General features: G+C 72.1%; 11 protein-coding genes. 9 read left to right on the forward strand and 2 right to left on the reverse strand.

Annotated elements, in window-relative coordinates; all coding sequences use genetic code 11:
• Positions 1-391: 391 nt before the first annotated feature.
• Positions 392-1,048 carry a leucine efflux protein LeuE gene (gene leuE, locus E1267_RS38080; protein ID WP_132340229.1) on the forward strand — a complete coding sequence of 219 codons (657 nt, stop codon included), beginning with the start codon at positions 392-394 and terminating at the stop codon, positions 1,046-1,048.
• Between the two features lie 213 nt (positions 1,049-1,261).
• Positions 1,262-1,903 carry a VC0807 family protein gene (locus tag E1267_RS38085; RefSeq protein ID WP_132340231.1) on the forward strand — a complete coding sequence of 214 codons (642 nt, stop codon included), beginning with the start codon at positions 1,262-1,264 and terminating at the stop codon, positions 1,901-1,903.
• Here the strand turns inward: E1267_RS38085 and E1267_RS38090 are convergent.
• Positions 1,811-2,788: a hypothetical protein gene (locus tag E1267_RS38090; protein ID WP_132340233.1), complete on the reverse strand. Its 978-nt coding sequence runs from the start codon at positions 2,786-2,788 to the stop codon at positions 1,811-1,813. The two genes, E1267_RS38085 and E1267_RS38090, sit on opposite strands and share 93 nt — an antisense overlap.
• Before the next feature lie 4 nt (positions 2,789-2,792).
• Complete coding sequence (locus tag E1267_RS38095; RefSeq protein WP_220449877.1) at positions 2,793-4,061, reverse strand: sensor histidine kinase; 1,269 nt, start codon at positions 4,059-4,061, stop codon at positions 2,793-2,795.
• 330 nt (positions 4,062-4,391) lie between these two features.
• Between E1267_RS38095 and E1267_RS38100 the strand changes: the two genes are divergently transcribed.
• The 7 genes from E1267_RS38100 (at position 4,392) to E1267_RS38130 (ending at position 13,121) form a co-directional block, all read left to right on the forward strand.
• Positions 4,392-5,009: a DedA family protein gene (locus E1267_RS38100; protein ID WP_132340235.1), complete on the forward strand. Its 618-nt coding sequence runs from the start codon at positions 4,392-4,394 to the stop codon at positions 5,007-5,009.
• A gap of 36 nt (positions 5,010-5,045) precedes the next feature.
• Positions 5,046-5,858: a DMT family transporter gene (locus tag E1267_RS38105; RefSeq protein ID WP_132340237.1), complete on the forward strand. Its 813-nt coding sequence runs from the start codon at positions 5,046-5,048 to the stop codon at positions 5,856-5,858.
• Between the two features lie 58 nt (positions 5,859-5,916).
• Positions 5,917-7,128 carry a glycosyltransferase gene (locus E1267_RS38110; protein ID WP_132340239.1) on the forward strand — a complete coding sequence of 404 codons (1,212 nt, stop codon included), beginning with the start codon at positions 5,917-5,919 and terminating at the stop codon, positions 7,126-7,128.
• On the forward strand, positions 7,125-7,814 hold the full coding sequence (locus tag E1267_RS38115; RefSeq protein WP_132340241.1) for a DUF998 domain-containing protein: 690 nt from the start codon (positions 7,125-7,127) through the stop codon (positions 7,812-7,814). Before E1267_RS38110 ends, E1267_RS38115 begins: the two co-directional genes overlap by 4 nt.
• Before the next feature lie 129 nt (positions 7,815-7,943).
• Positions 7,944-8,750, forward strand: coding sequence for a cytochrome P450 (locus E1267_RS38120; RefSeq protein WP_132340243.1), 807 nt, complete (start codon positions 7,944-7,946; stop codon positions 8,748-8,750).
• A 7-nt stretch (positions 8,751-8,757) separates the two neighbouring features.
• Positions 8,758-11,577 (forward strand): ATP-binding protein, encoded by a 2,820-nt coding sequence (locus E1267_RS38125; protein WP_132340245.1) that lies wholly within the window; start codon positions 8,758-8,760, stop codon positions 11,575-11,577.
• Positions 11,578-11,612: 35 nt separating this feature from the next.
• Positions 11,613-13,121, forward strand: a complete 1,509-nt coding sequence (locus tag E1267_RS38130; protein WP_132340247.1) for an MFS transporter — start codon at positions 11,613-11,615, stop codon at positions 13,119-13,121.
• The last annotated feature ends 28 nt before the right edge of the window (positions 13,122-13,149 follow it).

Raw genomic sequence — 13,149 nt, forward strand, 5'->3', positions numbered from 1 at the left:
GTGGGCGGGCGGGGTGGTCAGGCTGAGTGCGAGGGTCGCGAGCGCCAGGAGGATCGGCCGAAGTCTCACGGTTCTTCCTTGGGGGTGTGCGTGCCGTACGCCTTGCGCCGGGGGGTGAGAGCGCAAGCCGTACGGCACGGCCCGTGGGGATGTGACACGGGCGGGGAGGGTGTCAGCGCGAGCCGGTGGTGACCATCTTTTAGGAAACTTTCCTAAGTATTCGCGGAGATCGTAACCTTGACACCGGATCCTTACAAGACCCAAACAACCGGCGCGGCCGGACCGCGAGCGGCGGCACGGATCGTTGACCGGGCGGCAGGTTCCGGCGCGCGGGGATGACCAGGCGATATCGTGTTATGTCACCAGTAAGCGATCGCGAAGGGCCATCCGGATGTTCTTCGGCATCACCGACTTCTGGGCCTACGTCATCGGCGCCTTTCTGATCATCCTGCTGCCGGGCCCCAACTCGCTGTACGTGCTCAGCCACGCCGCCCGGCACGGCGTCCGTCAGGGATACCGGGCCGCCGCGGGCGTGTTCGTCGGCGACACCGTGCTGATGGTCCTGGCGGCCGCCGGCGCCGCGTCCCTCCTCCGCTCCACCCCGCTGCTCTTCACCGCCGTCAAGTACGCCGGCGCCGGCTACCTGGCCTGGATCGGGTTCCAGATGATCCGCGGCGCGGTGCGGGCCTGGCGGTCCGGGCCCGTGGCCGCCGCCGCGCGTCCGGAGGAGGAGCGGGAACGCCGCCCACGCCCGTTCCGCAGGGCACTCGGGATCAGCCTGCTCAACCCGAAGGCGATCCTGTTCTTCGTCTCTTTCTTCATCCAGTTCGTGGACCCCGCCTATCCAGCCCCCGCGCTTTCGTTCGCCATCCTGGGCGCGGTCATCCAGGTGTTCAGCGTGCTCTACCTGACGGCCCTGATCTTCGGCGGCACGTTCCTGGCCGGCCAGTTCCGCCGGCACAGGAAGCTCGGCGCGGGGCTGACCTCGGGAGTCGGCGTCGTCTTCGTCGGGTTCGGGGCGAAGCTCGCCACCGCGTCACTCGGCTGAGCGCCTGGTTCGATGCCAGGCTGAATGCGTATGGCAGCCCGGGAACGTGCGGAAGGAGGCGGTCGCACCAGCCGGCCTCAGGTACGGTAAGCCACCGGCGTGCTTCCGGGACGGCGCTGATGACGCTTCGGCTACAAAGAGCGGTCCGTCTGGAGAGCCTTGTCCCGCGAGGCCCGGGTAGTCGCTGATCGTCGGCCTATCTGCGGAGCAGCCTTGAATCACCCTCAGGTCACCCTTCCGCGCCTCACGGTGCTCGCCCGGCAGGCCGCGCCCCAACTGCTCGAGAGCGTGGTGGCGCCGCTGGTGGTGTTCTATCTGGCCATGGTCGTCCTCGGTTTCCAGTGGGCGCTCTTCATGACCGTCGCCTGGGTCTATCTGGGGGTGGCCTGGCGGCTGGTCAGGCGGATCAAGGTGCCCGCCACCATGTGCCTGGCGGCGTTCGCGATCACCATCCGCGCGATCGTGGCCTTCTGGACCGGGACCTGGATGTGGTTCTTCATCCAGCCGGAGATGGGCACCATCTGCATGAGCATGGTCTTCCTCGCGTCCGTGCGGCTGAACAGGCCGCTCGTGCAGAAGCTCACGCTCGACTACATCCATCTGCCGTCGGCGGTGCTCAAGCACGAGCGGGTCCGCAGGTTCTTCGCCAGGATCACGCTGCTGTGGGCGTTCGTGCTGCTGATGAACTCCACGTTGAGCATCTTCCTCGCGGTCTACGAGTATCTGGCGGGGTCGCTGGGGTCGTACATGGTGCTGCGGACCTCAGCGGTGGCCGTGATAAGCGGCCTGGCGATCACCATCTCGATCGTCGCCTTCAAGCGGCTGCTCAAGCGGCTGCACGTCGCCCATGCGTGAGCGCACGCCTGACCGCTCGGCCAGCACGTATGCCCCGCTCATCCCCATCACCAGCCCGGCTAGCATGCCGAACAGCTCCACCAGATCCGTCGCTGCCGCGCCCCCGACGGCGAGCGGCCCTCCGACGGACCTGACGATCATCGCGTAGAGGCCCCAGCCGAACAACGACCCGGAGCCCAGCCAGACCGGTACGGCCAGCCGCCAGAACGGGCCTTTCCCGCGTTCCCGTACGACGGCGACGAACGCGACGGCCCCGGCGAGGGCGAGCAGCGCCTTGAACCCGTCCATGACGACGGCCCCGACGGGCGCTCCGAACGTCCACGACAGCCGCACCCCTGCGACCAGGGTGACGACCAGCAGCGATCCCCATGCCACGGCCGTCTGGAACTGCCTGGCAGGACCGGCGATGGCGTGACCGGGCCCGAACACCCCGGGCCAGCGGTCGCGGGCGTAGAGGACGAAGGTCGCCATCAGGCCGATGCCCTGCCCGACGAAACCGCCGTAGACCATCATGTAGACCCACGGTTCGATGGGGCCGCCGCTGAACACCGCGATCCCGCCGGCCGTCACCATGATCGGCGCCGTGACGACCACCACCGACAGCAGGCCCGTGCCCACCCACATCGGCAGCAGCACGAGCCAGGCCGGCAGCCGCAGGCCCCAGCGTGTGGTGAAGGCCACCACCAGCAGCAGCCCGACGGCGTCCATGCCGAAGGTCATGACGTTGAGGCCGGCCATCGCCGGGTCGTTCATGAGGCCGGGGTCGGTGACTCCGAGGGAGCTTCCGGTCAGCCAGAGGATCTTCAGTGTGAGGTAGGGGAGCATGGTGGCGACCGTGGCGATCGCCGCGGTCACCCGGCCTATCGCCGGGCTCTGTTCAGTCATGCCATCAGCGTCGCGCCTTCGACTGTCCGTTCCCTCCCGAGCGGCGGGGATCCTCCTCCCCCGTGCGGGGGAGGGTCACGGCCAGCTCGAAGCCGCCTCCCCCGCCCTCGCCGACGAGCCCCGCGGTGAGGGTGCCGCCGGCCAGCCGTACGCGCTCGCGCAGGCCCTCCAGCCCGAGACCGCCGGGCTGCGCGGTGGGCCGTGAACGCGGCGGCCCGTTGCGCACGGTGACGCGCCCCGGCGAGACCTCGACCTCGACGGCCGCGCCCGGGGCGTGCTTGGCGGCGTTCGTGATGCCTTCCTGGACCACCGCGCGGGCCAGGGCGGGCACCTGACCGGGGATCAGGTCGAGGTCGATCTTCATGCCGGAGTCCCTGGCCCGCCGTACCAGCTCGGCCACGTCCTCGTCCACGGGCGTCAGGGGCGGCGCGTCGGCCTCCTCGCGCAGCAGCCCGATGATCTGGCGCAGCCGCTCGGTGGCGTCGGCGGCGGCGAGCCGCAACTCGCCCGCGGCCCTGACCTCGGCGGAGCCCAGCCCGGGTGCCAGCTCAAGCCCGGCCGCCCTGACCGCGATCAAAGCCAGGTCGTGTCCGAGCGAGTCGTGCATGTCACGCGCGATCCTGGCCCGCTCACGCAGCCTGGCCTGGGCCTCGGCCGACAACCTGGCCACCCGCCGCTGCTGGAGCAGCCTCCTCCTGAGCAGCCCGAGCAGGTAGGGCACCAGGTAGGTGCCGATGAGCGCGCTCGTCATGGAGACCCACAGGGCCAGGTCACCGCCCCTCGCGAGGACCACGCCCACGCCCACGACCGTGACCAGGCAGAACGTCGCCGCGGCCGGCCATATCACGCTCATGCGCCGCCCGGTCAGGTAGGCGTACCACATGATGAAGGGCGACGTGGGCAGCAGCGGGAAGACCTTCACGCCGCGCCGGGGCAGCAGCCAGCTCAGGTCCACGGTCGCGAACCCCTCGGTGAACTGCCACGGCCCGAGCGGCAGCAGCAGCACCAGGGCGGCCAGCGGCCAGCGCCGGCCGACCAGCACGGCCGCGGCGACCAGCGCCAGCCGGGGCACGGTGATCATGGCGAACCCGGCGGCGTCCTGGAACGGGTCCGGCCCCATCGCGGCCACGAAGATGCTGAGGAAGGCCCAGAGCAGCAGGTCGTAGACCAGCCGGCGGCGGGTCTCGCGACGGACGAGGCGCAGGAACGTCACGGCTTCGACGTTATCCGCCGCGTGCGTGCCGTGACCCTCCCCGAACGGCAGGTAGGACACCTGACGAAAGTCAGGGGTGGGGCGCGGGGCACCGTCGAGGTGGGGCTAACCCCACCCTGAAAGCGCCCATCTGCACTGGTGCCCGAGCGGCCGGGTCCGGGTTTGATCGATGGTGTCACCCGGAGGTCGCGCCCCGACCCTGACGAAAGTAGGGGGCGGTACGTGCCGATCGCCCAATGTGCCGTGACCAGCGAAGTTTCTAGCTTGATGGGGTACAGGCCCTGACCCGTATCGGGGATGGGTCCGCGTTCGACCCGGGGGATCCCCGATGCCCTCAAGGGTCCGGCGCCGACACGCTATGTGAGTGCCCTGACGATCGGAGCCCCTCTTATGTCCCACGCCATTCTCGACCTGGTGCAACAGGCCATGGCGTCACCGTGGTTGTACGCCGTGCTGTTCGGCCTGGCGCTCCTCGACGGGTTCTTCCCCATCGTGCCCGCCGAGACCGCGGTGATCACCGCCGGTGTGTTCGCGGCGTCAGGCGAGACGAACCTGGCGCTGGTGATCGTCGTCGCGGCGCTGGGCGCGTTCGCAGGGGACCACATCTCCTACCTGATCGGCAACCGCTCGGGCGGGAGGCTGCGGAAGAAGAAGGCGTTCGTCTGGGCGCGCGGCGCCCTGGAGGAGCGGGGCGGGCTCGTGCTCGTCGTGGCCAGGTACATCCCCGGCGGGCGCACCGCGACCACGCTGACCATGGGCGCGGTCCGGCATCCCCTGCGCTCGTTCACGTTCTTCGACGCGATCGCCGCGAGCACCTGGGGGGTGTACTCGGGGCTGATCGGCTTCTTCGGCGGGATGGCGTTCGAGAACGACCCCGTCAAGGGCCTGCTGCTCGGGCTGGGCATCGCGGTGTCCGTGACCGTGATCGTCGAGGTCGTGCGGTGGATCAGGAAGCGCCGCGCCACCCAGCCTTCTCCTGAAGGTCTCACCACGGACATACCTGTTTGACCCTGCCCGGCGACCATCCGTCTGAAAGGAGTGCGCATGACTGTACTGGCCGCGGTGACAGCCCTGGTCGGTTCGCTGTTCTTCGCGCTCGGAGCCGCCCTCCAGCAGTTCGAGGCGCTCGGCACCGCCAAGCCCGGGCTGCTGGCGCTGCTGCGCAGGCCGCGCTGGCTGCTCGGCGGCCTCTCCATTCTGGCGGGTGGTGGCCTGCACATCGTCGCGCTCGGGCTGGGCCCCCTGACCATCGTCCAGCCGATGGGCGTGGCCAGCCTGCTGTTCGCCCTGCCCATCGCCGCCACACTGCACGGCCGCAAGCCGTCGCGCAAGGAACTGTCGGCGGCCGGCGTGGTGGCCGCCGGGCTGATCGGCCTGGTGCTGCTCGTCCCCGAGTCGCACGGCCCCACCCACCTCAGCCCGAACGGAGTGTTCACACTCCTCGGCGTGTCCGGCGTCGCCGCGGTGCTGCTGTGGGCCGGTTCGAGGGCGGCCTCCGCCGCGGGCCGGGCCGCGCTGCTCGCGACCAGCTCCGGCGTCCTGTACGGCGCCACCGCCACGCTCATGCGGGTGCTGGTGGACGGCACGTGGAACTGGTGGTACCTGTTGGCACTCCCGATCCCCGCCCTGCTGGCGCTGGTGATGTTGCAGCGCGCCTACGCCGTCGGGCACTTCGGCGTCTCGTTCGCCTCGCTGCAGATCGCCGACCCGCTGACCGCGGTCGCCTTCGGCGCGCTGCTGCTCGGCGAGCCGCTGCCGACCGGGGTCCTCCCGGTCGTGGCCGCCGCGCTCACCGCCGCCGGCACCGTCGCCCTGGCAAGGACCAGCCCGATGGAGGCGCACCGCGACCCTGCCTGATCTCTTCCGTCCGTTTCACCGGCCCTCCCCTGGCCCTACCCCGACTGGAGTCACCGTCATGGCCATGCCCCTTCACAGTGTCACCGAGCGTCCGGCGATCGCACCCGCCGCCGAACGCCCACGCCGGATCCTGATCTCAAGCGACACCTACCCGCCCGACGTCAACGGCGCCGCCTACTTCACCCACCGCCTGGCCACCGGCCTTGCCGCGCGCGGCAACGAGGTGCACGTGGTCTGCCAGTCCGAGGTGGGCCCGGCCAGCGCCGACGTGGAGGACGGCGTGGTGGTGCACCGGCTGCGCTCCGCGCCGCTGCTGGTCCACCCCACGATGCGGGTCACCGTGCCGACCAGGCTCGACCGCCTGATCGCCTCCATCTCCCCCGACGTGCTGCACACGCAGGGGCACTTCGTCGTGGGCCGGGCCGCCATCGCCGCCGCCCGCCGCGCGGGCGTGCCGGTGGTCGCCACCAACCACTTCATGCCGGACAACCTCTTCCAGTTCGGTCACATCCCCGAGCAACTGCGGGCCAAGGCTGGCCGGCTGGCCTGGCGCGACTTCAGCCGGGTCTTCAACCGCGCCGACCACGTGACCACGCCCACCCCGCTGGCCGCCCAACTCCTGTCCGAGCAGGGCTTCGGCCGCGAGGTCGAACCGGTCTCCTGCGGGATCGACCTGACCAGGTTCCACCCGCACGCCGAACCCAAGGCGTGGGCCCGCAAGATGTTCGACCTGCCCGACCGGCCCACCGTCATGTTCGTCGGCCGCCTGGACGAGGAGAAACGCATCGACGAGCTCGTACGCGCGCTGCCGATCGTGCTGAACGACACCGACGTACAGGCGGTGCTGGTCGGCCGGGGCACCCAGCGGACGGAGCTGGAGCGGCTGGCCAAGCGCATCGGCGTGGGCGAGCGGGTGTTCTTCCTCGGCTTCGTGCCCGACGAGATCATGCCGCAGGCGTACGCGTCCGCCGACGTGTTCGCCATGCCGGGCGTCGCCGAGTTGCAGAGCATCGCCACGCTGGAGGCCATGGCGACCGGGCTGCCCGTGGTGGCCGCCGACGCGATGGCGCTGCCGCACCTGGTGGACGGCAACGGCTACCTGTTCCAGCCGGGCGACGTGGCCACGCTGGCCCGGCGCCTGACGGAGATCCTCACCGACGACAACCTGCGCGCCATGCTCGGCAAGGCCAGCCGCGAGCTGGCGCTCACCCACGACGACCAGACGTCGCTGGCCCGGTTCGAGGCGATCTATGACGAGGTGACGCGATGACCCCGAAGCAGACCGTGTGGGGCACCCTCATCGGCACGGTGGTGTCCTTCTGCGCTCTCGCCTACGCGCAGTCAGCCCTGCCGGAACAGCCGCTGCTCAGCGACTACGCGCTGGTCTCCGGCGGACTCCCACCGGTGCTGATCGGGATGCTGGCGCTCGCGGGGGCGTGCCTGAGTCTCGCGTACGGGCTGGCGGCGGCGGACCCGGTGCGCACCGCGGCCACCCGCGTCCTGCTGCTGGCCGGGGCGGCGGGACTGATGATGAGCGCGATCTTCCCCACCGACGCGGGAACCTCGCAGCTCGGCACGCTCTCCGGCGAGATCCATCGCTGGGCGTCGGCCGTGGTCTTCACCTCGCTGCCGGTCGCCGGCTGGAGCCTGGCCAGGGGCCGTGCGTCCGCGCTCGGGTGGAACGCGGTCAAGGCCCTGAGCGTGACGTCCACGCTGTCGCTGGCGTTCTACTTAGCGGCGCACCCGGCCTCCGTCACCTCGCCGCTGATCGACGGCGGCGCCTACTACGGGCTGCTGGAGCGAGGGCTGGTGGTGGCCGAGATGGCGCTCCTCGTGGTCATGGCGCTGGCCTTCGCCGGGAAGCGGGCCGCCGCGCCCGCCACCGCGCCCGCCACCGCGCCCTCGGGCAGGGCCGAGGAGGGGCCGCCGGAGCGCCAGGAACGGCTGGCCGCCTGAGGGCACACACAACCGGGCGGCCGACCGGCGGCATGCACGGCCGAGCGGCTGACTGAGGGCGCGCACGGCCCGGCCGACCGACGGCACGTTTCGACCGGCGGCGAAACGATCCCGCTCTAGCGTGACCTCATGCTCGTCACCCGTCATGCCGAGGCCCGTGCCGTGCTCGCCGACCCCGCGTACGTGCCGCCTCCCGTACGCCAGGACGGCGCGGAGGGGACGCTCGCCTGGCTGCGTGCCCAGGTGTCGCGGTTCAGCACCGGCGAGACCCACGCAGGGCGACGCCGTGTCCTCGCCGGGCTGCTGGCCGGGCTGGAGCCCGCCGGGCTGAGGCGGGCGGCCACGGCCATGACCGTGGAGCGGGACGGCGACTGGCGTGGCGTGCCCACGGCCGTGCTCGCGTCCGCGCTCGGCGTCGAGGACAGCGCGCCTGTGGCCGGCGCTGTGGCCGGCGCTGTGGTCGCCGCTGTGGCCGGCGCCGGGTCCGGCTACCTTTCAGGCGAGGAGACTCCCGAGGCCGACGCCGCCGTCGCGCGGCTGCTCACGCTGGCCGGCGTACCGGTGATCACGCTGCTCCTGCAGGGGTACGCCGCCACGGAAGGACTGATCGAGGCCGCGCTGCGGCATGCGGAACCCGGCGACGAACCCGGTGCGCTGCTGTGCGAGACGCTCAGGCACGACCCGCCGCTCAGGGCCACCCGAAGGCTCGACACGCGGACCGGTGAGACGGTGACGATCGACCTGGTGGCCGCCAACCGCGACCCTGACGTGTTCGCCGACCCCGAGCGGTTCGACCCCGCCCGCGGGAGCGGTCCGCACCTGACCTTCGGCTCCGGCATCCGGCCCTGTCCCGCGCCCGGCCACGCACTCGCGCTCGCCGCCGGTGTGCTCGACGCGCTCCTCGCGCCGCCCCGGACACCGCCGCGCCCGCGATAATCGGGGTATGCGCTTCCAGATCCTCGGGCCCACCACCGTGCTGGACGAGGACGGCGAGCCGGTCGCGCTCGGCGGTCCCCGCGTACGCGCCCTGCTGACGCTGCTCGCCCTGCACGCCGGCCGCATCGTCGGCCCGGAACAGCTCGTCGCCGGCATGTACGGCCCCCGGCCCCCTGAGGGCGAGGCCAACGCCCTGCAGTCCCAGGTGTCCCGGCTGCGCAGGGCGCTGGGCCGGCAGCTGGTGGAGTTCCATCCGGCGGGATACCGGCTGGTAGCCGACCCGCAGGACGTCGACGCGTGCAAGTTCGAGCAGCTGGCCCAGGCCGGCAGGCGGGCCCTGGCAGACGGCGACCCCGGGCAGGCGGCGGCGCTGCTGCGCGAGGCGCTCGGCCTGTGGCGGGGCACGCCGCTGGCCGACGTCCCGCACGCCGAGGCCGCCGCGACGGCGCTGGAGGAGCTGCGCCTGTCGGCCACGGAAGACCGGGTGCGGGCGGACCTCGACCTGGGCAGGCACCGCGAGCTGGTCGCCGAGCTGACCCAGCTCGCCGCCGCCCATCCGCTGCGCGAGCGGCTGCGGGCCCAGCTCATGCGCGCGCTCTACGGCAGCGGCCGCCAGGCGGAGGCGCTGGCCGTCTACGACGAGGCCAGGAAGCTGCTGGACGAGGAGCTGGGCGTCGAGCCGGGGGCCGAGCTGGCCGCCGCGCACCTGGCCGTGCTCAGGGCCGACCCGGCGCTCGGGGCCTCGGCCGCCCCCGCGGCCGGGCAGAGCTCCCGGCGTGGGCTGCGCGCCCAGCTCACCACCTTCGTCGGCCGCGCCGACGAGCTCCGGCAGGTGGCGGCGAGACTGGGCGAGCACCGGCTCGTCACCCTGATCGGGACGGGCGGCGCGGGCAAGACGCGGCTCGCGACCGAGGCGGCCGGACGGGAGGCGGGCGACGTGTGCGTCGTGCCGCTCGCGCAGGTCTCCGACGAGGCCGACGTGCCGGCGGCCGTGCTGACCGCGCTCGGCATCCGCGACGCCGTGACGCACGACCGGCCCGCCGTGGATCCGGTCACCCGGCTCGTCACCGCGCTGACCGGCCGCAGGCTGCTGCTGGTCCTCGACAACTGCGAGCACGTCATCGCGGCCACCGCCGAGCTGACGGACCAGCTGCTGGCCTCCTGCCCCCGGCTGCGGGTGCTGGCCACCGGGCGCGAGGCGCTCGGCATCACCGGCGAGTCGATCCTGCCGGTGGCGCCGCTGCGGTTGCCGCCGCCGGAGGCCCGCGACCCCCTCGGCTATCCCTCCGTCCGGCTGTTCGCCGACCGCGCCGCGGCCGTGGTGACCGGATTCGCCGTCGACGCGGGCAACGCCGCCCAGGTGGCGGGCATCTGCCGGGCGCTCGACGGGTTGCCGCTGGCCATCGAGCTGGCCGCGGCGCGGCTGCGCACGCTTCCGCTGGCCGACGTCGCGGCCCGGCTCGACGACCGGTTCCGGCTGCTGGCCCGCGGCAGCCGTACGGCGCTGCCCCGGCACCAGACGTTGCGCGCGGTCGTCGCGTGGAGCTGGGACCTGCTCGGCGAGGACGAGCAGCGGCTGGCCAGGAGGCTGACCGTGTTCGTCGGCGGCGCGCGGGCCGACGCCGCCGAGAGGGTGTGCGGGCTGCCGGAGGAGGTGCTGTTCTCGCTGGCGGAGAAGTCTCTGGTGGAGGTGGTGGACGGGCGTTACCGCATGCTGGAGACGATCAGGGCGTTCTGTGCCGAGAAGCTGGCCGAGTCGGGCGAGGTCGAGGCGGTCCGCGACGCGCACGCCGGCTACTACCTCGGCCTGGTCATGGAGGCCGACTCGTGGCTGCGTACGAGCGAGCAGCTGGAGTGGCTGGCCCGGCTCGACGAGGAGAGCGACGACGTCAACGCGGCCCTGCGCTGGGCCACCGAGGCCGGCCGGCTGGAGACGGCGTTGCGGCTGCTGGCCCACAGCGCCTGCTACTGGTGGATGCGCGGTCACCGCGCCACCAGCGCCGACCTGGCCGCCGGCCTGCTGGCGGCGCTCGGGTCGCGGCGTCCGGCCGGCCTCGACGAGGAATACGTCATGTGCATGCTCGTCACGGCTTGGGCAGGAGGTCTGAACGACGAGCTGCGCGAGCGGCTGGCCGAGGTGCGCCGGCTGGTGACCTGGGATCACGTGCCGGTGCGGGTCGAGTTCCTGATGATGCTGCTGTCCGCGTTCACCGGGCCGCCCGGCGAGGCCCAGATCGCCTTCGACGAGCTCATGCGGTTCGCGGGCGAGCTCAAACCCTGGCAGCAGGCGCTCTCCCACACCGGTGCCGCGTTCATGCTGGAGACCCTCGGCAGACCCGAGGAGTCGCTGGCCGGCTTCGAGAAGAGCCTGGCCGCGTTCAAGGCCATCGGCGAACGCTGGGGCATGACGCTCGTGTTGTCCGGGCTCTGCGAGTTCCATCACTCGCGGGGCGCCTACGACACCGCGTACACGCTGGCCGACGAGGCGCTGACGGTGGCGCGCGAGCTGGGCGCCACGACCGAGATCGCCGAGAGCCTGTGCCGCCGCGGCGACGCGCTGACGCGCATGGAGGCCATGGACGCCGCGCACGCCGACTACGCGCTCGCGGCCGACCTGTCGAGCAGGAACGGCTCCATGGAGATCCTCGCGTGGGCGCACCTCGGCCTCGGCGAGGTGGCGCTGCGCCGCGGCGACCCCGAGGAGGCGCACGCGCTGCTCATCCAGGCGCGGGCCGAGTGCCCTGACGACTGGTACAGCGCCGAGTACACCCGCACCCGCATCGCCTCCGGGCTGACCGAGGTCGGCCGGCTGGTCAGCGAACGGTAGGCGCGCCGTCAGCCGTTCCCGCGACCGTGAGCGGCATGAACAAGAAATGGGCCGCACTGGCGATCGCCTGCCTGGCCACCCTCCTGCTCTCCCTCGACCTGACCGTCCTGCACCTGGCGCTTCCCAGCCTGGTGGGCGGCCTGGGCGCCACGTCCACGCAGTTGCTGTGGATCGGCGACATGTACGGCTTCGCGTTGGCCGGCCTGCTCGTCACCATGGGCAACCTGGGTGACCGCATCGGCCGTAAACGCCTGCTGCTGATCGGCGCGGCGGCCTTCGGCGCGGCCTCCGTGATCACCGCGTACGCGCCCAATCCCGAGCTGCTGATCGCGGCAAGGGCGCTGCTGGGCGTCGCCGGAGCCACGATCATGCCGTCCACGCTGTCGATCATCCGCAACGTGTTCACCGATCCCGGCGAACGGACCGCGGCCATCGGCGTCTGGAGCGGGATGAGCGCGGCGGGCTTCGCGATCGGCCCGGTCGTCGGCGGGGTGCTGCTCGACCACTTCTGGTGGGGCTCGGTGTTCCTGATCAACGTGCCGATCATGCTGCTGGTGCTGGTGGGCGGCGCACTCGTGCTGCCCGAGTCGCGCAACCCGGACGCGGGCCGGCTCGACCTGCCCAGCGTCGTGCTGTCCTTCAGCGGCATCGTGACGGCCATCTACGCCGTCAAGGAGGCCGCGGACAAGGGCCTCGGCCACGCCGACGTGGCGGGCGCGGGCGTGGCAGGGGCGGTGCTGCTGGCGTTGTTCGTGTGGCGGCAGACGCGGCTGGCCGAGCCGCTGATCGACGTGCGGCTCTTCCGCAGGAGGGCGTTCACCGCGTCCATCACCACGAACCTGCTGGCGATCTTCGCGATGTCGGCGATGATGCTGATGTTCGCGTGGTACCTGCAGCTCGTGCTCGGCTGGTCGCCGCTGCGGGCGGGGCTGGCCCAGTTGCCCGGCGGCCTGGCGGGCGCCGTCGGCGGGGTGCTGGCCGCCAAGCTGATCAACCTCATCGGCCGCAACGGCGTGGTCGCGCTCGGCCTGGCCATGAACGCGGGCTCGTTCCTCTACTACGCCACCCTCGGCACCGAGCTGAACTACCTCACCCTGCTGCCCGTCATGGTGATCGGAGGCATGGGCGTCGGGTTCGCGTTCACGGTGAACAACGACAACGTGCTGGCCGCCGCGCCCAAGGAACGGGCGGGGGCGGCGTCGGCGGTGTCGGAGACGGCGTTCGAGCTGGGCGGGGCGCTCGGCATCGCGATCCTCGGAACGGTCCTGACCAGTGCGTACCGGGCGAACCTCGTCCTGCCCGCCGGGGTGGACGGCGCGGCCGCCAGGGAGTCGATCGCCGGAGCGCTGGAAACGGCGGCCGGCCTGCCTTCCGGCCCGGCGGGCCAGCTCGTACGGGCCGCGCAGGAGGCTTTCGTGGCGGGTGTGCACGTGACGTCGGTGGTCACGGCGGCGCTGCTGGCCGTGGTCGCGGTGCTGGCGCTGGTAGGGCTGCGCGGGGTGCCGAAGGAGATCTCGGAAGAGCTCCTCACCACCCGCGCGTAGTCGGGGCGGTCAGGGGATGGGGTTGGTG

Origin of the sequence: Nonomuraea longispora (assembly GCF_004348345.1) — a bacterium.
GTDB classification, from domain to species: domain Bacteria; phylum Actinomycetota; class Actinomycetes; order Streptosporangiales; family Streptosporangiaceae; genus Nonomuraea; species Nonomuraea longispora.